General features: G+C 60.7%; 12 protein-coding genes. 10 read left to right on the top strand and 2 right to left on the bottom strand.

All coding sequences use genetic code 11. From position 1 onward, the window contains the following. Nucleotides 1-156: 156 nt before the first annotated feature. The gene (locus BGC09_RS01860) at nt 157-1,716 is read left to right on the top strand and encodes a helix-turn-helix transcriptional regulator (protein WP_069801536.1); all 1,560 of its coding nucleotides are present in this window, start codon (nt 157-159) and stop codon (nt 1,714-1,716) included. Nucleotides 1,717-1,747: 31 nt separating this feature from the next. On the opposite strand, the gene BGC09_RS01855 is transcribed toward BGC09_RS01860, so the two are convergent. Further along, nucleotides 1,748-2,683 (bottom strand): ABC transporter permease, encoded by a 936-nt coding sequence (locus BGC09_RS01855; protein ID WP_069801534.1) that lies wholly within the window; start codon nt 2,681-2,683, stop codon nt 1,748-1,750. A gap of 2 nt (nt 2,684-2,685) precedes the next feature. Further along, nucleotides 2,686-3,678 (bottom strand): ABC transporter ATP-binding protein, encoded by a 993-nt coding sequence (locus tag BGC09_RS01850; RefSeq protein ID WP_218103926.1) that lies wholly within the window; start codon nt 3,676-3,678, stop codon nt 2,686-2,688. Nucleotides 3,679-4,160: 482 nt separating this feature from the next. Between BGC09_RS01850 and ade the strand changes: the two genes are divergently transcribed. The 9 genes from ade (at nt 4,161) to BGC09_RS01805 (ending at nt 17,525) form a co-directional block, all read left to right on the top strand. After that, nucleotides 4,161-5,897, top strand: a complete 1,737-nt coding sequence (ade, locus tag BGC09_RS01845; RefSeq protein WP_069801532.1) for an adenine deaminase — start codon at nt 4,161-4,163, stop codon at nt 5,895-5,897. A 97-nt stretch (nt 5,898-5,994) separates the two neighbouring features. Further along, the gene (locus BGC09_RS01840; protein ID WP_069801530.1) at nt 5,995-6,954 is read left to right on the top strand and encodes an FAD binding domain-containing protein; all 960 of its coding nucleotides are present in this window, start codon (nt 5,995-5,997) and stop codon (nt 6,952-6,954) included. Between the two features lie 4 nt (nt 6,955-6,958). Beyond that, nucleotides 6,959-9,892: a molybdopterin-dependent oxidoreductase gene (locus BGC09_RS01835; RefSeq protein ID WP_069801528.1), complete on the top strand. Its 2,934-nt coding sequence runs from the start codon at nt 6,959-6,961 to the stop codon at nt 9,890-9,892. Nucleotides 9,893-9,923: 31 nt separating this feature from the next. Then, nucleotides 9,924-10,952: an alpha-hydroxy acid oxidase gene (locus tag BGC09_RS01830; protein ID WP_069801526.1), complete on the top strand. Its 1,029-nt coding sequence runs from the start codon at nt 9,924-9,926 to the stop codon at nt 10,950-10,952. 156 nt (nt 10,953-11,108) lie between these two features. After that, a complete protein-coding gene (gene thrC / locus BGC09_RS01825) occupies nt 11,109-12,350 on the top strand; it encodes a threonine synthase (protein ID WP_069801524.1) in 1,242 nt (413 codons plus the stop codon). Nucleotides 12,351-12,412: 62 nt separating this feature from the next. Continuing rightward, nucleotides 12,413-13,342: an amino acid kinase family protein gene (locus tag BGC09_RS01820; protein WP_069801522.1), complete on the top strand. Its 930-nt coding sequence runs from the start codon at nt 12,413-12,415 to the stop codon at nt 13,340-13,342. Nucleotides 13,343-13,709: 367 nt separating this feature from the next. Beyond that, nucleotides 13,710-14,729, top strand: a complete 1,020-nt coding sequence (locus BGC09_RS01815) for a hypothetical protein (RefSeq protein ID WP_069801520.1) — start codon at nt 13,710-13,712, stop codon at nt 14,727-14,729. Nucleotides 14,730-15,161: 432 nt separating this feature from the next. After that, the gene (locus BGC09_RS01810; RefSeq protein ID WP_069801518.1) at nt 15,162-16,508 is read left to right on the top strand and encodes an ATP-binding protein; all 1,347 of its coding nucleotides are present in this window, start codon (nt 15,162-15,164) and stop codon (nt 16,506-16,508) included. A gap of 6 nt (nt 16,509-16,514) precedes the next feature. Continuing rightward, nucleotides 16,515-17,525 carry a tetratricopeptide repeat protein gene (locus BGC09_RS01805; RefSeq protein ID WP_176728819.1) on the top strand — a complete coding sequence of 337 codons (1,011 nt, stop codon included), beginning with the start codon at nt 16,515-16,517 and terminating at the stop codon, nt 17,523-17,525. Nucleotides 17,526-17,582: the final 57 nt, after the last annotated feature.

Below are 17,582 nucleotides of genomic sequence, written 5' to 3'. Positions count from 1 at the left end.
GCGGGCCGCTTGCAAAATTATGAATGAAAAGCTACAATGATATACTGGCATTGAAATATTCAAATTATTCGTCCACTTCTTGTGTATCAAGAAGTGGCGATTCCGGGAGCACAGGGGTTTTCAAGAGTAGTAGAAGAAAGGACGGGGAATAACAGCATGGCAGCTGAGTGGTGGCGGAGCTATGGAGCCTTCGATCCCGAAGACGAACACGGCTACTATCCACATCCTGGACAAGTTGTCGCGCATTTCCGCCGACACAAAGGCTGGTCTCAAGCAGAACTGGCCCGTCGGCTCGGCGTTCACGCGCGCATGATCTACTACCTAGAGAAGCAGCAACAGGGGCTTGACTCGCTCAAGCGGCGGCGCCAACTGGTTGAGCTGCTGGCCATTCCTCCCGAGCTGCTGGGGCTTGACCCCCACCATCCGCGGCTCACCGGCTCGCCGCCCTGGTGGGTACAGGAGGGCTACCCGGCCTTTCCCGCCGGCGACGATGGCTATCCGCTACCAGGGGCGGTTATCAAGCATTATCGCCTGCAGCAGTTGCGACGGCAGGAGAATGGCGAGCGCGCCTGGACCCAGGCCGATCTGGCGGAAGCTCTGGGCCTGTCAGAGCTGGCAATCCGTCGCATGGAGAATCGCAGCGACTATCTGGACTCCCCGCGGCGTCGGCGCATGCTCTCCATTATCCTGGGCATCCCTCCCCATTTGCTAGGACTCGCTGAACGACGCCCTTCGGCTCCTGGCTCCCTCCCTTTTCCTTCTCTCCTCATCAGCGAGAATAGTGAGGAGCCCCTGCTGATCACCTACCAACGCCAGCAAGCCGAACTCTACGCTGAATTTCGGATTACTCGTCAACCAGTGCTGCTGACACGAGCTTTGCACCGCATCAGTTATTTGAAGCGACTTGCCCCTATTATACACAATAGACTACTAGGAGACATCTTGCGTCTGGAGTTTAACTATGCCCAATTAGTGGCCGATGGATTAGCTGACCTCTACGGCGTCGCCAGTGCCCTGCCATTCGTCCAACTCTGCCAGTCCATCGCCCGTAGCTGGGAGCAGGCCAGCGACCAGGGTGGGCCGCCAGGGGAGAGGGTCTATCGGGACCTGCTGGCCAATTCTCTGATCGGGCAGGCGATCGCTCATTTCGAGCTAGGGGAGACGGAAGCCGCCCGTCGACACGCTGGCGAGGCCCTCGAACGTGTAGTCGAGACCTGTCCTTCCGTTCAGCGCTTTGTGCTGGAGGAGGCCGCGCATATTCTGGCCCACCTGGCCCGAGATGAGCCTGAGCGCAAGCAAGCCCTGGTCTTGCTTGACCAGGCCGGTCAGCTGCTGAGTGCAGTCAGCGAGGACGACGATCCTTACTTTCTGGCTGCCGATGTCGGCTACTATCATCTCAACCGCGCCAGAACGCTCCTGGCTCTGGGCCAGGCTGGCCAGGCCCTTGGCGAGCTGGACCAGGCCAGCCTGCATACAGAGTCGCTGTTTGCGACGCGCCGACTGTTTATCGTGATTTATCGGGCCCTGGCTCACCTGGTGCTCAAGGACTACGAGGTGGCAACCTCGCTTGCTGTACAGGCAGCCAGTGAAGCCAGGGCACTCAACGCCCGGCGCGCTTTGGCTCACCTCAGCCTCCTCTACCAGCGCCTCAAGGCCAGCCCCTATGGCAGCATGCCGGCTGTTGCCCGTCTAGGCTGGTTACTCGGCAAAGGCTGATGGATGGATCGAGTAGTGACCGCCAGATCGGCTACTCCTTCACATCGCGGCTCCTCGTCAGCACCACCGCGATCAGCAGAAACACCAGGGCATAGACAAGGAGAAGGAGCCAGATATGGCGCGCATCGACCAGATGCATGTTCAGGGGCTGCGTGCCCGTTGAGGGAAGGCGGCCAGCGGTGACGACCGAGCCCATGACATTGAGATTGGGACCAAGCAGGTAGGCTGAAACATCCTGCCAGAATTGGTTGTTGGTGAGCCTGAAACCCAGGTAGAGCAGGAAGACCAGAAAGTTATCTGCCGGGAAGTAGCCCAGAGCCGCGCTGAGGCCAAAGGTCTGCGAGCGCCCGACCACCGCCAGCGCCACGGCCATCAGAAGCGAGATCCCCATACTACTGGCGACAGCCAGCGTGTAGAGGCCGGCATCGTGCCAGAAAGTGGCATCGGCCGCTGAGAGAGCGTTGAGGTTGCCCGCCTGGAGAAGCATGAGAAGGCAAGAGCAGATGGCCACTTCAGCGAGGCCAAGCGCGAGCATCGCTATGCCGACGAGCACGAGGGCCAGAAGCTTGGCACCCAGGAGCTGAAGGCGTCCCACTCCACGCGCCAGGAGGATGCGAATGGTGCCAAGTTGATATTCCAGGCCAACACAGCGAGCCGCCACCACGATGAGGAAGATGCCAGCGAAGACGCGCAAGATATCCAGGCCGCGCAGTTGCATCGCGAGATAGTGTAGCGGGTCACGCTGAACCTCATCTTTGAGAGAGGGGATCGTCAGCTCAATGACATAGATGCCGGCCACAAAACAGAGCACCAGCACCAGTAAAATCCAGGTCGTCCATTGGCGCGAGAGCTTGAGCAGCTCGGCGCGCACCAGCCCCCAGAAGCTCGGTAGAAGCGGACGCCTATTGACAAGGCTCAGCCCCTGGCTATCCCGCTCAGCAGAAGAGACTAGTGCTTCTTTCATCATCTTTAACTCAGTACCTTTCCTCCCATAGCAGCAGCATCAGCCGTTAATTGCAGGAAAACCTGCTCCAGGTCCAGGGTTGCAGGAGCCAGCGAGTCGGGGATGAAGCCAGCCTCGACGAGGAAGCGATTCAGCTCGCGCCCGCGTCCGCTGGGAGCGGGTGTCACCAGCTCACCATTCTGATTGAGGTATGCCGTTGCTCCCCAGGGCTGGGCACGCACCAGCCGCAGGGCTTCGTGGGGATAATCCAGGCGTACGACGAACTCGCCACGCCCGCGAGTCAGATCTTCCACGCTGGCCTCGGTCACCAGCCGTCCCAGCCTGATGATCGCCACGCGCGTACAGATCTGTTGGACCTCACTGAGCAGGTGACTGGAGATGAAGATGGTTTTACCCTGAGCAGCAAGTTTATATAGGAGATCGCGCATCTCGACAATACCGGCGGGATCGAGACCATTGGCCGGTTCATCGAGGATCAGCAATTCAGGATCATGTAAAAGGGCTAGAGCCAGGCCCAGGCGCTGCTTCATACCCAGCGAGTAGGTTCTGACACGATCCTTCTGGCGATTGCTCAGGCCAACCAGTTCCAGAATCTCGTCTATGCGGCGCTCGGAGACACCGCCCAGTGAACTGGCTACGGCCCGCAGATTATCTCGGGCTGACAGGTAGAGATAGAGCGCCGGCGTCTCTATCAAGGCTCCAACCCGTGGCAAGACCAGCCTCGGCTGCCGCTGCAGGTTCTGCCCCAGAATTTCGATACTGCCAGCCGTTGGCGTAATCAAGCCCAGGAGCATGCGGATCGTCGTCGTCTTGCCAGCCCCATTCGGTCCCAGAAAGCCAAAAATTTCACCGCGTCTGACTTCAAGATTGAGATCAGCCACCGCCAGGCGCTGGCCATAGCGCTTGGTGAGGCCGCGCGTACGCAACGCCGTCAGGCCGGTAGCAGGTACCGCCGCCCCGCTTCGGGCTACAGCGGCAGTCTGTCCCTCATACGACATCTTGCTCTGTTCCTTAGCTTTTTATAAGTGATATGCATCAATCAGTGAAGGGTCAGGAGACTGAGCAAGGTAGGGGCACAGATGATCAGATCAGCTATGCCCGCCGTTCGCTCTTTGATCTCCCCAGGAGAAATTTCAGCAGAGCCGCCTGCCGCGTTACAGGCAGCTTTCAAGCTCCCAACGGCGGCCCTCTATGAGAGCGCTCGCCGCACAAAGACTCATCCAAAGGGGCCCTCTCCCCCTCCCAAAGGGGCCCTCTCCCCCTCGACGAGAGGCCATATTTCTGCTACTATGTGCGGCAATAGCAGGCGTGACAGCAGGGATGCCCAGCCGGTGGCGGATGGATCAGCGACCAATCAAGCGGATAAGCAAGCAGGATGACACGGAGCACGCCCGCTCTCCAGAGGTGTCAACTGATCCCCAACAGCTGAGGCGCGTAAACAGCCTCAAGCAGCCTATTTTCCGGCCAGGAGGTTCTTTGGATGTACACGGTGGAAGAACTCCGGCGGCGCATTCGCGTGGCCCGAGGAGAGGAGCCTGCCGATCTGGTCTTGCGCAACGCCAGACTCATCAATGTCTGCAGTGGCGAATGCTACCCCGCCGATATCGCGATTGCTGGCGGGCGGGTTGCCGGCATCAGCGAGGCGACAGGAGGCTATCGCGGCCTGCAAGAGCGCGATCTTGAGGGACGCTGGCTTGCCCCGGGACTCATGGATGGGCACATGCATATTGAGAGCACGATGCTGGTCCTTTCAGAATTTGCCCGTCTGGTTGTCCCCCGTGGCATTACTGCCGTGATGCTTGATCCGCATGAGTTTGCCAATGTCTCCGGCATCGCCGGCATTCGCTTCGTGCTAGAAACAGCGCGCGACCTGCCACTCGACGCCTTTGTGCTGCTCTCTTCCTGTGTTCCTGCTTCCGAGTACGAGACGCCCTATCGTCCCTTGCTCGCCAGCGACCTGCTGCCCCTGCTCAGTGAGGAGCGAGTGCTTGGGCTGGCCGAGATGATGAACATGCCAGGCGTGCTCAACGGCGACGAGCAGGTCCTGGCCAAAATCGCTGCTACCCTGAATCACGGTCTGGTTGTCGATGGTCACGCCCCAGGGCTGCAAGGGAGGGATCTCTGTGCCTATGCCGCCGCGGGCATCTCGTCCGATCACGAGTGCACCACAGCTGCTGAAGCGCGCGAGCGCTTGCGTCTGGGCATGTGGCTCATGATCCGCGAAGGCTCGGCGGCCCGCAATCTGGAGGCCCTGCTACCGCTCATCCAGGAACTGCACCCACCACGCGCCTTCTTTGTGACCGACGATCGCGACCCGCTGGATCTGCTGGAGCGCGGACACATCGATTCAATGGTGCGGCGGGCAATCGAGCTGGGACTGGACCCGGTGGAGGCCATTCGCCTGGCGAGCTACAACACGGCCCACTATTTCCGCCTCAACGATCGCGGGGCCATTGTTCCAGGTGCTCTGGCCGATCTGGTGGTGCTTGACGACCTGACAACGTTCCAGGTGGAGTCGGTCTACAAAAGCGGCCAGCTGGTTGCCCAGGGGGGGCGCTTACTGGTTGAGCCAGCAGCCGGTCAGCCGCAGGACCTCAGCAACACCATTCGAATAGCCGCCTTGCGCGAGGAAGATCTACGCATCACAGGTCGGCCCGGACCGGTGGCAGTCATCGGCATCGAGCCAGGCCAGATCGTCACCCGCCACCTCCAGCTAGAGGCCCCAGTGCGCGACGGCGAGATCGTAGCCGATCCCGAGCGCGATCTCCTGAAGCTGGTAGTTGTCGAGCGCCATCATGCCAGTGGGCGTCTCGGTTTGGGATTGGTGCAAGGTCTGGGGCTGAAGCGTGGTGCCCTCGCCTCTAGCGTGGCCCACGACGCCCACAATCTGGTCATCGCCGGCGTCAGCGATCGGGACATTGTCAAGGCAGCCCAGGCCCTGGCAGAGATGGGAGGAGGCTTCGCCCTCGTCGTTGACGGCGAGCTACGGGCCAGCGTGCCTCTGCCCCTGGCCGGCCTGGTCTCCGCCGCGCCTATCGCCGAGCTAGTTGCCCGCCTGCGGACCCTGGACGAGGCCGCCACCGCCCTCGGCTGCACCTTAGAGCATCCCTGCATGACCCTCAGCTTCCTTTCGCTTTCAGTGATTCCAGCCTTGAAGCTCACCGATCAAGGACTGATCGACGTTGAGCGCTTTGCACCGGTGCCACTGCAAAGTTAGCCAACCCATCAACCAGATCAGCACACAGGCAAGCCGAGCCAGCAACTCTCGGCTTGTCCAGCCGGGCCTTGAGGCAAGGAAAGTCCGAGGATTTAGCATGCTGTCAAACTTACTTGAATATCACTGGGTCGAGGACGTTGATGATGCGCTCATTCTGCTCTCGCGTCCCGACATCAAAACGGTGCCCCTGGCTGGGGGCACCTATCTGCTGGGCCAGAACGATGAAAGCATCCAGGCCGTGGTTGATCTGCGTGACCTGGGTCTGGCCTATATTTCAGAAGATCAGCGCGGGATTCGCATTGGAAGTATGACCACCCTGCAGAGCATGGCGGAGGCGCCACTGCTTAAGAGTTTCCTTGGTGGCCTGCTCGCTCAGGCAGCCCAGTCCTCCGCTCCCTCACCGCTCATTCGCAACGCCGCCACACTGGGAGGCACACTAGCGCTCGGAGCCAGCGCCCAGGCCGATCTGCTCACAGCCCTGGCCGTTGTCGATGCCGAGGTTGTCCTACGCTCCGGCCAGAAAACGCAGGTCGATCTACGCGGCGGCACGCCCGAGCGCCCGGGTCTCGCGCTTTCAGGTGTCACCTACAAAGGCAAACAGGAGCGGCGCGTCCCCTACCAGCGGCTCTTGCTGGAACGGCGCCCCCAGGAACTGATCATCGAAGTGCAGATCGCTCCCCCTGGCCGCGGCTGGGGCACAGCCCTGGAACGAGTTGGCCGGAGTGCCGTTGATACGGCTCTGCTCACCGCTGCCGCCCTGGTGGAGGTCGAAAACGGACGCTATCGCAGCGTGCGTCTGGCCCTCGGTGGCGTCAACATGGAGCCACAGCGCCTGCCCGCCATCGAGCGGCGCCTGGAGGGTCAACCTGTCCAGGACCTGCGCCTGCTGGCCGCCGCTGTCCAGGCCGGCCTGGCCGACTTCCGCCCACCCGCCGCCTTCCGCGCCAGCCAGGGCTACCGGCGTGTCTGCGGCGCTAACCTGGCCTACCGGGCCCTCGAAGAAGCCGCAAACATAGCACGCTGGCGTGACATTACGTCCTCGGAAGGGAGAGCGTAATCTCATGGAACTCGAACTACGCATCAACGGAGTGATCAAGAGCCTCGATGTCGCCCCTAATGAGCTGCTGCTGAACGTTCTTCGGCGCGAAGGCTACTACAGTGTCAAGCACGGCTGCGGTCATGGGCACTGCGGAGCCTGCACGGTGCTCATCGATGGTCTGCCACGTCCTAGCTGCGTCATGCTCGCCATGCAGGCAGCTGGCGCGACGGTGACCACGGTCGAGGGACTCGGCTCGTTTCGCCGCCTCCATCCCTTACAGGAGACCTTCATCGACGCTGGCGCAGTCCACTGCGGCTTCTGTACCCCCGGTATGTTGCTTTCAGCTTACGCGCTCCTGCAGCGCAATCCCAATCCCAGCGAGGAAGAGATCCGTGACGCCCTGGCGGGGAATCTCTGCCGTTGCACTGGTTACAATCGCATTGTCCAGGCCGTGCAGCGCGCTGCAGCCTTGCTGCGCGGCGAAGATATCGAACCGATCAGCATTCCCGACAGTGGTGGTCGCACACGCCCCTGGGATCTTGGGCCTGCTCCACTGGAGCCAGACGAGCAGGTGGGCGGGGGCGGGGAAGCACCACCCGTGCATGCCATGATGGGGCGACCAGAACGCCAGATTGACGCCATCAAGCTTGTCACAGGCAAGCCAGCCTTTGCTGACGACTGCAACCTGCCCGGCCTGCTGCACGCTCGGCTTCTTACAAGCCCCCATGCTCACGCCATCATTCGCGAGATCGATACGACAGAGGCGCGCGCCTTACCGGGTGTCCATGCCGTTCTGACCTACAAAGACATTCCCCGCATCCCCTACACTAGCGCCGCTCAGCCCTGGCCTGAGCCTGGACCACACGACCAGTACAGCCTGGATCACATCGTTCGCTATGTAGGGGACCGCGTGGCAGTCGTCGCCGCCGAGACGGCGGACATCGCTGAGCAGGCGCTCAAGCTGATCAAGGTCGACTACGAGCCGCTGCCCGCCGTCTTTGATCCCCGCAAGGCCCTCGAGCCGGGAGCGCCTCAGCTGCACCCCGAACCGGAATCGTATGGCATCTACGATGCCAATCGCAACATCGCAGCTCACGTGCAGTTCGAGCAGGGCAACGTTGAGCGGGCTTTTGCCGGCGCCGAGCTGATCGTGGAAGGGGAATATGTCCTTCCCCAGATCCAGCAGGTGGCCATTGAAAACCACGTTGCAATTACCTATTGGGATGAGGATGACCGCCTCGTCGTGCGCACGAGCAGCGAGGTGCCCTATCACGTGCGGCGCCTTGTGGCTGTCCTGACCGGGCTAGCGCCGCGCCGGATTCGGGTCATCGCTCCGCGCGTGGGTGGGGGTTTTGGAGCCAAGCACGATCTTCTCGTTGAAGACCTCTGCGCCCTGCTCACCCTGGCTACCGATCGTCCTGTGCGCCTTGAATACAGCCGGGTAGACGAGTTTCGCAGTAGCCGTGTGGCACCGAGCCACATCATCCGCCTCAAGACCGGTCTTCGGCGCGACGGCACGATCCTCGCCAATCAGATGTTAGTCCTGGTCAATGCCGGTGCCTACGGAGGTCAGGCCGTCCCTCTCTCAGTGGGAAGCGGGTTGAACAGCCTCCCCTTATATCCCTGTCCGAGCCTGCGCTACAGTGCCCAGGTGGTCTATACCAACCTGCCACCTGCTGGCGCCTTCCGCAGCAATGGAGCCTGGGCGGGCCTTTTTGCCCTCGAAAGCCACATGGACGAGATCGCACGCCGCCTGAGCATGGACCCCTTGACCTTGCGACGCAAAAACTGGCTCAAGGAGGGGGAGATCCTTCCTTTCCTCCCTCTAGCCACAGCCGCTTATCAGTCTGCCACTCCCCAGACAGCTCTGGCCTCCAGCCAACTGGCGGACGTGCGACTCAGACACTGCGGCCTGCCTCACTGCCTGCAGGTGGTCGAAGAGCAGCTCAACTGGCGAGAGAAACGCCGACAGGGACAGAGCCAGAGTGGACGCATCCAACGCGGCGTCGGCATTGCTCTGGCCATGCACCTGCCCATTCCCCGCCCGTCCTTGCTGAGCAGCGCCACGCTCAAGCTCAACGAGGACGGCTCCTTCAACCTGCTCATCAGCCTCCCCGAGAACGGCAACGGCAGCCACACCATCCTGACCCAGATCGCCGCCGAGGGTCTCGGCGTGCGTCCCGAAGATATTCTCATTCATCCTCCTGATACCGACAGCACTCCTTTCGATACGAGCAGCGACCCCTCTTCTTCCCTTTACGCCTGTGTTCACGCTGTCAGGCAAGCAGCCGCGCAGGTTCGGCAGCAGCTACTCAGTGTTGCCGCGCGGCTGCTCAACGTGCCAGCGGAGAGCCTCTCTCTGGCCGACTCTGTGATCCGCGCCCCAGGTGGTCAAAGCCTCAGCCTCTCGCAGGTAGCGCTACAGGCTCTCTACGGCGAGCAGCCGACGTCGATCAGCGCCACCTCCTCCTGGAGTGCGGCCTGCAGTGCTCCGACCTTTGCCGCCCAGGGCGTCGAGGTCGAGGTCGACACCGCGACAGGCGCCACGCATGTGCTCAAGGTCGTCTCAGCGATCGACGGCGGCCACATTGTCAATCCTGTTCTTGCCGAAGGGCAGATCGAGGGTGGCATCGCTCAGGGACTCAGCTATGGTCTCTGCGAAGAGATGGTCTATGATCAGCAGGGGAACCCGCTAACGACCAACCTGAACGACTATCGTATCTTCAGTGCCCGCGATATGCCCGAGACAAGCATTGTCCTGATGGAGGGAGACGGCGCCGACCCGCTCGACATCCGCGACATTAGCGAGATAGCTATCGCTGCCGTGGCCCCAGCCCTGGCCAACGCCGTTGCCGACGCGCTTGGTGTGCGCCTGCGTCAACTTCCACTCACTCCGGAGCGCGTCCTGCACGCCCTCTACATGGCCAGACAGCAAGCAGCCAGAGCGGCTACGTGAGGAATCAGGAGAGCGAAAAGGAGAAAGTACAATGGACCTGATTAACGTCTTCGACTACGAGGCTCTGGCCCGTGAGCGCATGGAAAGCGGTTCCTGGGTCTACTACGCCTGTGGAGCAGAGGATGAAGTGACACTACGGGCCAATCGCAGCGCTTTTGAGCGCATCAAACTCAGGCCACGGGTCCTGGTTGACGTCAGTCAGGTTGACCTGACGACAACAGTGCTCGGTACGAGCCTGCCCATGCCCATTCTCATCGCACCAACGGCCCTGCAAACCCTGGCGCATCCCGAAGGAGAGTGCGAGATGGCCCGAGGGGCGGCCCTGGCTGGTACCTTGCTAGTAGTGAGCACCTCGGCCAGTCGCAGTCTGGAGGAAGTAGCCGCCGCCGCTGGCGGACCACTCTGGTTCCAGCTTTATATCACGGCGCGCCCGACCGCCCAGCGCCTGGTCGAGCGAGCTGAAGCCGCTGGCTATCAGGGCCTGGTGCTGACAGTTGACACGCCGCGCTGGGGAAATAAAGAGCGCACCGCGCGCAACCCACTTAGTCGCAGCATCCGCAAGGCCAATTTTGAGCATGAGGGCGAGGGCGACCAGCCCGATCCTTCCTGCACCTGGGAGATCATTCCCTGGCTACGCTCGCTCACTCGCCTGCCACTGATTTTGAAAGGCATTCTGAGAGGCGAGGACGCCCAGCGGGCTTGTGAGTATGGGGTCGACGCCATCATCGTCTCGAATCACGGAGGGCGCCAGCTCGACGGCGTACCCGCTACCATCGACGTTCTGCCCGAGATCGTAGAGGCAGTGGCAGGACGCTGCGAGGTCTACCTGGATGGCGGGATCAGACGCGGCAGCGATATCCTCAAGGCCCTGGCACTGGGAGCGCGAGCGGTCCTCGTCGGGCGCCCCCCGCTCTGGGGCCTGGCCGTTAACGGAGCCGAGGGAGTGGCCGAGATCCTGACGATGCTGCGCGACGAGCTGGAGCAAGCGATGGCCCTCTCAGGCTGCCCTCACCTGGCCAGCGTCGATCGCTCCCTGGTCAGGCTCACGTATGTGTCATAATAGCAAGCGGTGGGATCAGTGGAGCAACAGAGCAAGCTCCTCCCTTCCACCCACAGTACAGGCAACAAGGCTGGCCACGAACCACAGTTGGGGACAGGCCAGCCACACCACAACCTCACTCAACTTATTACTGTACATACATAAAGGACAGGTTCTATGCTGTTAGCGAGCCATATTCTAAAGCTGGAATGTGTTCTTTGCGGCAGCAGCTATACTCCGGGCAGCGTCACCTACACCTGCCCGAACTGCGGTCCCCAGGGCACTCTTTTAGTTCATTATGACTATGACCAGATTCGTTGGAATTACCACGCCGAGAGCCGTGATCCCTCAATCCGGCGCTTTCGTCCCTTCCTACCCATTCCCTACGGCAACCGCCTGCCGCCGCTGATCGTCGGGGGAACGCCGCTCTACCCGGCAGAGCGACTACGCAAGCACCTCAATATGCGCAATCTCTGGCTCAAAGATGAAACGCGCAATCCCAGCGGCTCATACGCTGACCGTGGGGCCTTTGTCGCGACCAGCCTGGCCCTGCCAGAGGAGCGCAAGCTGGTCTGCGCCTCAACAGGCAACAGTGCCCTGGCGCTAAGTCAGCAGGCGGCAGCACTGGGACTGAGCTGTCAGCTCTTTCTCCCCCTGCGCAGCGCTCGCAAGCTCGCCGGGGTCCTGCAGCTCTGCGGCGCCCGAATCTTCGCTATCGACGGCAGCTACGAGGACGCCTTTGACCTGAGCGTCGAGGCCACGGCCAAATTCGGCTGGTACAACGTCAATATCGGTTACAATCCCTATATTGTCGAAGGACTCAAGACCGTCGGTCTGGAAATTGCCGAGCAATTGGGGCACGCCGTTCCCGACGCCATTCTCGTACCCGTGGCCGATGGTGGCTTGATCAGTGGCATCTACCGCGGCTTCGAAGACCTGCGCCAGCTTGGCATTGTCCGTCAGATTCCGCGCCTCATCGCGGTGCAGACAGAAGGCGCGCCGGCTTTCGTGCGCTCCCTTAGCAACGAGAGCCAGCGCCAGCCAGAGGCTGTTTCTCCAACAACCCAGGTGGAGAGCCTCGCCGTCGGTCATCCCCACAATGGAGTCATGGCCTTGCGCCACGTCCGCCAGAGCGGCGGCTTTGGGATCACCGTCAGCGACGAGGCCCTGCTCAAAGCCCGCCAGGAGCTGGCCGCCCTGACCGGTATCTTTGTCGAACCAGCGGGAGCAGCCTCCTATGCGGCTCTGCTGCAGCTGCTTGAGGAAGGCAAGATCAGGCGCCAGGAGACGGTCATCCTGCTAGCCACGGCTAGTGGCCAGCGCAGCGGTGAGACAGTCGAGCAAGGCGAGGAAGAGCTTGTCACGCTCGCCAGAGGCGGTGAAGGGCTGCATGCTCTGGAGCTGCAAGCCAGCGCCTGAGCGCAGCACAGCAGGCGCTCGCTGGCCAGTGGAGAGAACTATCCGAGGAGGATACCCGTTCAATGAGCAAGCTGGCTGTCGTTGCCATAGGCGGTAACTCACTGATCGAAGACGAGGAAGACAGGGATGGACCTGGGCAGCTTGAGGCCATATGCGCCTCAGCAAAGCATATCGTCGACCTGATCGTCAACGGCTGGAACGTGGTCATTGCCCATGACAATACCCCCCAGATTGACCAGCCAGGCGAATCTCTTCTTCACAGGCTCCCACTCCCTCCCCAGCGGTTCCCCGCAAGTCTCCTGGCGGGACTTCAGGGGAGACTGGGCTATCTGATCCAGCAGGCGCTGGATGATGAGCTGCAGCACCGGGGATTGAACCGCCGTAGTGCCTGCCTGCTCACGCGGGTCGTTGTCAGCCCAGGCGACCGCGAGACGACGCTCGCCCAGCCTGCCAGCGGACCCGTGGCCAAGGCCCAGACAACGGACGAACTGGAGACGGACATGGCCGGCCCACTAAGCGCAAAGGACGCAACCAGCACAAGACTGGAGCTGCTGGAGATTGTAGAACAGGAGGCCATCAAAACCTTGCTCCAGGCCGGCTTCATCGTGATTGCCGCAGCCGGTGGCAGCATCCCGATGAGGCGCGATGGAGAGGGAGGTCTCTACCCGGTGGAGACCTGCCTTCCTGCCGATCTGGCTGCCAGCTTCCTGGCCACGCAGCTGAACGCCGACCTCTTCCTGGTCGCCACGACAGCCGAGAGGGTGGCCCTCTGTCCCCAGCAGGTGGGACAAGCGTATCCTCTGGACATGCTCACTCTTGCCGAGCTACGCCATTACGAGGCCACCGGACACTTCGCCAACGAGCGTCTGCAGTCAAAGATTCGCGCTGTCATCCGCTACCTGGAGCGTGGTGGCGGCGCAGCTTTGCTCACCTGTCCCCAGGCTATCGGGCGCGCTTTGGCCGGGCGCACTGGCACCTGGGTGCTACCCTAGCCTAGGCAGGGAAGACCCAACAAGGGGCATCCTCCTGCCTCCTGAAGGAAGCGGTCGCCAGGGACTGCTCGGCCTGTCTGTCTGTCTGCTTGCTTGACCAGAGGCCGGTGAGCCAGCTGTTGCCTGCAGGGCTGGCGCCTCCCCAGCCTCTGGTCAGCTCGCTTTTGCTGACCAGCGCTAGAGAGCCTCGACCTTCGACCTTATCCCCCCACCCGAGAAACCATAGCAGACAGTGTAGAATAACAATAAGAGCTATTCTTCCGCTGCAAGAGGAGCCTGCCAGTCCCTCTTGATAGCCAGCAGAGCGCGGCCTTGCTATAATAGCACCATGCCAGGAAACGGCATGAAGTGAGGGGAAGAGCACCTTATGGCCAGTCGCATGCCTTCACGCCCGCGAGCAAGCGACACATTTCGCTCGCTGTTGCATCTTATACCCTGGAAGCTGCTGCTCCTCTTGATCCTGTTTGGGGCGATTGTCACGCCCGTTTTCAGCTATAGCCTCCACCTGGGGGACCGCATTATGCCGGCTCTTAGCGGCTTTTTTTACGCGCTAGGGGTGCCGGCGACGCCGGTGCCGACGCCCCATCCGGCCTTTGCCAGGGCCTTGCCGCAGCCAGGTTCTCTGCTCTACACCGTACAAGAAGGGGATAACTGCGACGAGATCCTGACCGTTCAAATGCACATGACGGACGCCAGCCAGATCTTCAGCGATGCCAAACCGGAGACTGTGCGGGCCTTGAGTTCAGCCATTGGCAAAGACTGCCACCGGCTCCAGCCGGGGATGGTCATCCGCCTCTCGCCGCAGTATCCCTTAATGGCGCTCGGCGGAATCATCCTCAAGGCGCGGCCCGTTACACCACCCCAGGTTCTGCCGACGCCGCTCATTCCCGTGCCCACTCCCCCCGATCAGGGAATCGACTGCTCACAGGGGTGCACAATGCAGGTACGCATTGCCCCAGGAGTAGAGGTCAATGTCGATGCCACGACCAACGTCCCCGTGCAAAACGGTTCCTGGATCTGGGCCTTCGCTACCTATCCGTTGGCGCACGTTGCCGGGATGAGCAACTACCCCTATGCCAACCCTCAGACTGCGCTTAATGGCGCTACTCTGCACGCCTGTCAGATCCAGATCGATGACACTTACGACAATCATTCTCCTTCCTGCGACGCATTTCAACCCAACACCATCGACGACGATGGAGGAGCCTGGCTGCTCGGCGTCGTTGGACCAAGCAGCCTTGACCATTGGAAGCTCCCGCTTCATCTCCCCCAAGGTACCCGTGTCCTTCTCTGGCTCAGCCTGGATGCGCACGGCAACCTGACCTTCCACAAGGGAAACGAAGTCTATCGCTACGATGAGCAGCAGCAGCTCTACGTACGGGTGTAAGCTGCCGGTCAAGCAGCTTACACCCCTTGCCAGGGTCACACCCCGGGCGTCTGCTCCAAAAAGTCATCAAACGGTACCAGCGGTAAATAGGCAGTAAACATCAGGCCCCTTTAAGGCTCAGGCGTTCGAGACCCCCCACCCTTGCACCGTCTCACAAGAGCTGCTAAAGTTATTCTTGATAAGACCGGCAGAGGCAGAATCCCCAGGTGATAGTGAGCAAGAAGAGGTCTCCGACTCCTGCCAGGCTACCGACCAGACCGCAGAGCAGAAACGAGAAGCGAGCCACAGAGGAGAGAGTCACCTCTCTCTCTCTCCAGTCCCGGCGTAAGCCACCGTCGAGAGAAGGAAAAGAAATAGACAAGAGAAGAGGCCGGGAGGCTGGCCGACCTTGACCCTCTTCAAACCAAGATCTCAGTGAGGCAGAGCAAAGCGATGACTAACCAGGAAGACGAGCAGACCCTTGAGATTCTCCAAGAAGCGCTGGCAGTCAGCCCTGAGAACGTTCCGTTGCGGAGGCATCTGGCTGAGCTACAGCTGCGGCTGGGTCGGATTGAGGAAGCGATTGAGCAGTTCCAGGCGGTACTGGAGCGCAGTAACGATCACGCGAGCCGCGTCAACCTTGGGCGCGCCTACTATCAGCGCGGCGACTTCGAGCGCGCGGAGCAGCTTTTACAGACCGCCCTGGAGCAGCAGGCCACTCCCGAGCTTTACCTGCTTCTTTCCAAAAATGCCTTCGCGCGCCAGGAGTATGAACGCGCAGGCCACTACTACGATCAGGCCCTGAAGGCCGACGAGAGCTTGCGCGAGAGCAGCTACGAAGAGGAGCTGGCCCGACAAGGCATAGTGATCCGAGGAAAGCTGCGCCTGCTGCGCTTTGCTGACGTAGAGGAAGTGGAGACCGACCAGGAGATCGTCGAGAAGCCCACCATAAGCTTCAAGGACGTCGGGGGCCTGGAGGACATCAAAGAGCAGATTCGCATGCAGATCCTCTATCCACTCCAGCAACCTGATCTCTTCCAACGCTTTGGAAAGCGCATTGGTGGCGGCATTCTGCTCTACGGGCCTCCTGGATGTGGAAAAACCTTTCTCGCGAGAGCTACCGCAGGAGAGAGCCAGTGTAGCTTCATCAACATTGCCATTCACGATATTCTCGATATGTACATCGGGAACAGCGAGAAGAACCTTCATGGAATCTTCGAGCTGGCACGGCGTAATCGCCCGGCAATCGTCTTCATCGACGAGCTGGATGCCCTCGGAGGGAGCCGACAACAAATGCGCTTCCACGGTCTCCGCATCCTTACCAATCAGCTGCTGCTAGAGCTAGACAGCATCTCCACGAATAATAGTGAGATCCTCGTGCTGGGAGCGACGAATAGCCCTTGGTTTGTCGACAGCTCCTTGCGCCGGCCTGGGCGCTTCGACCGCATTCTCTTTGTGCCTCCCCCGGACCTGGAGGCGCGCTGCGCGATTCTGCGCCTCCTCCTGGAGGAGAAGCCTACCGAGGCCATCGATTACCCACAGCTCGCCAGGCAGATGGAGAAATTCTCTGGCGCCGATATTCGCGCTGTCTGTGAGCGAGCCACAGATGCCGTGCTGAGCGAAGCGCTCAAAACGGGCCAGCCACGCCCCCTGCGCACCAGCGATCTGCTAGCCGCGCTCAAACAGGTTCGTCCCTCAACGCTCGAATGGTTTGCCACCGCCAAAAATTACGCCACCTACAGCAACGAGGGAGGCCTCTACGACGACGTGCTCCGTTTCATGCAAAAGGCCAAGTGGTAAATGACCATGAGCGAAGAGACGAGGAAGACTCCGGACGATGCGGCGATCATAGGGAACTATAGGAAAGCCATTGTCGCTTTGAACCTCAAGCGGCCACAGCTGGCGCTGGAGCTGATGAGCAAGGTCCTGAGCGCTCAGCCGGAGAACCCCCATGCCCTGGCGCTGCTGGCTGTGGCGTCCATGCGGAACAAGGACTACGCCCAGGCCGAGGACGCCATACGAGAAGCCCTACGGCTTGACCCTCAGTCCAGCACACACCATCTACTCTATGGGATCATCCTGCTGGCGAAATCGCAATCACAGCTCGCTCAGGCCGAGTTGGAGAAGGCAAGAGAGCTTCAACCGCTTAATCCCTGGCCCTACTACTTTCTGGGAGCAAGCTATCTCTCTCTCAAGCCGCGGCCCGAGGCAGACAAGGCTCGCCCTTACGTCTACAAAGCTGTGGAGCTTGATCCCGAAGAGGCCCGTCTGCAGGCCCTGCTCGCATACCAGGCCAGCATCGATGGTAATCTGGCCCTGGCACAGCAAGCCTACCTTCGCGCCCTGGCGCTCGACCCACAGAATGCCGCGATTCTCAGTGACTACGGCGATTTCCTGCTCAACTATCAGGCCCAGCCTCAGCAGGCGCTGCACCTTCTCAAGGAGGCAATCCGCCTGGACCCTGAAGAGAAAGCGACGCAGCAGCGCTTGCTACAGGCTATCCGGGCAGCTCATCCACTTTACCAGCCTATTCTCAGCTATCGCACCTTTCTTCAACGCCTGTCACCCTCCCTCAGAAGAGGCTTCGGCTGTGGGGCGGCACTCTTCATCCTCGTCATGGGGAGGTTGATCCTCTTCTTAATCAAAAATATCTCAGATCTCGCTCTTACAGAGAGAAACCCTCAGTTATTCAATATAGCTATTGCTCTGATGTGCCTCGGCTTGTTGATTATCTCTCCCTTTGGCTTATTCATGATCTACCGTGCCGTCATGGCACCGCTCCTGCTCTTTCTTATCAAGCGAGGTTGGATCAAGTAACGAAAGGGAGGGTCAACCGTTGTATCTATAAGGAGATGTCCCCTAGCGGCGGGCAAG

Origin of the sequence: Thermogemmatispora onikobensis (genome assembly GCF_001748285.1) — a bacterium.
In the GTDB taxonomy this organism is placed as follows: domain Bacteria; phylum Chloroflexota; class Ktedonobacteria; order Ktedonobacterales; family Ktedonobacteraceae; genus Thermogemmatispora; species Thermogemmatispora onikobensis.
The sequence above is the reverse complement of the archived record's forward strand: the minus strand, read 5'-3'. Positions and strand labels throughout refer to the sequence as shown.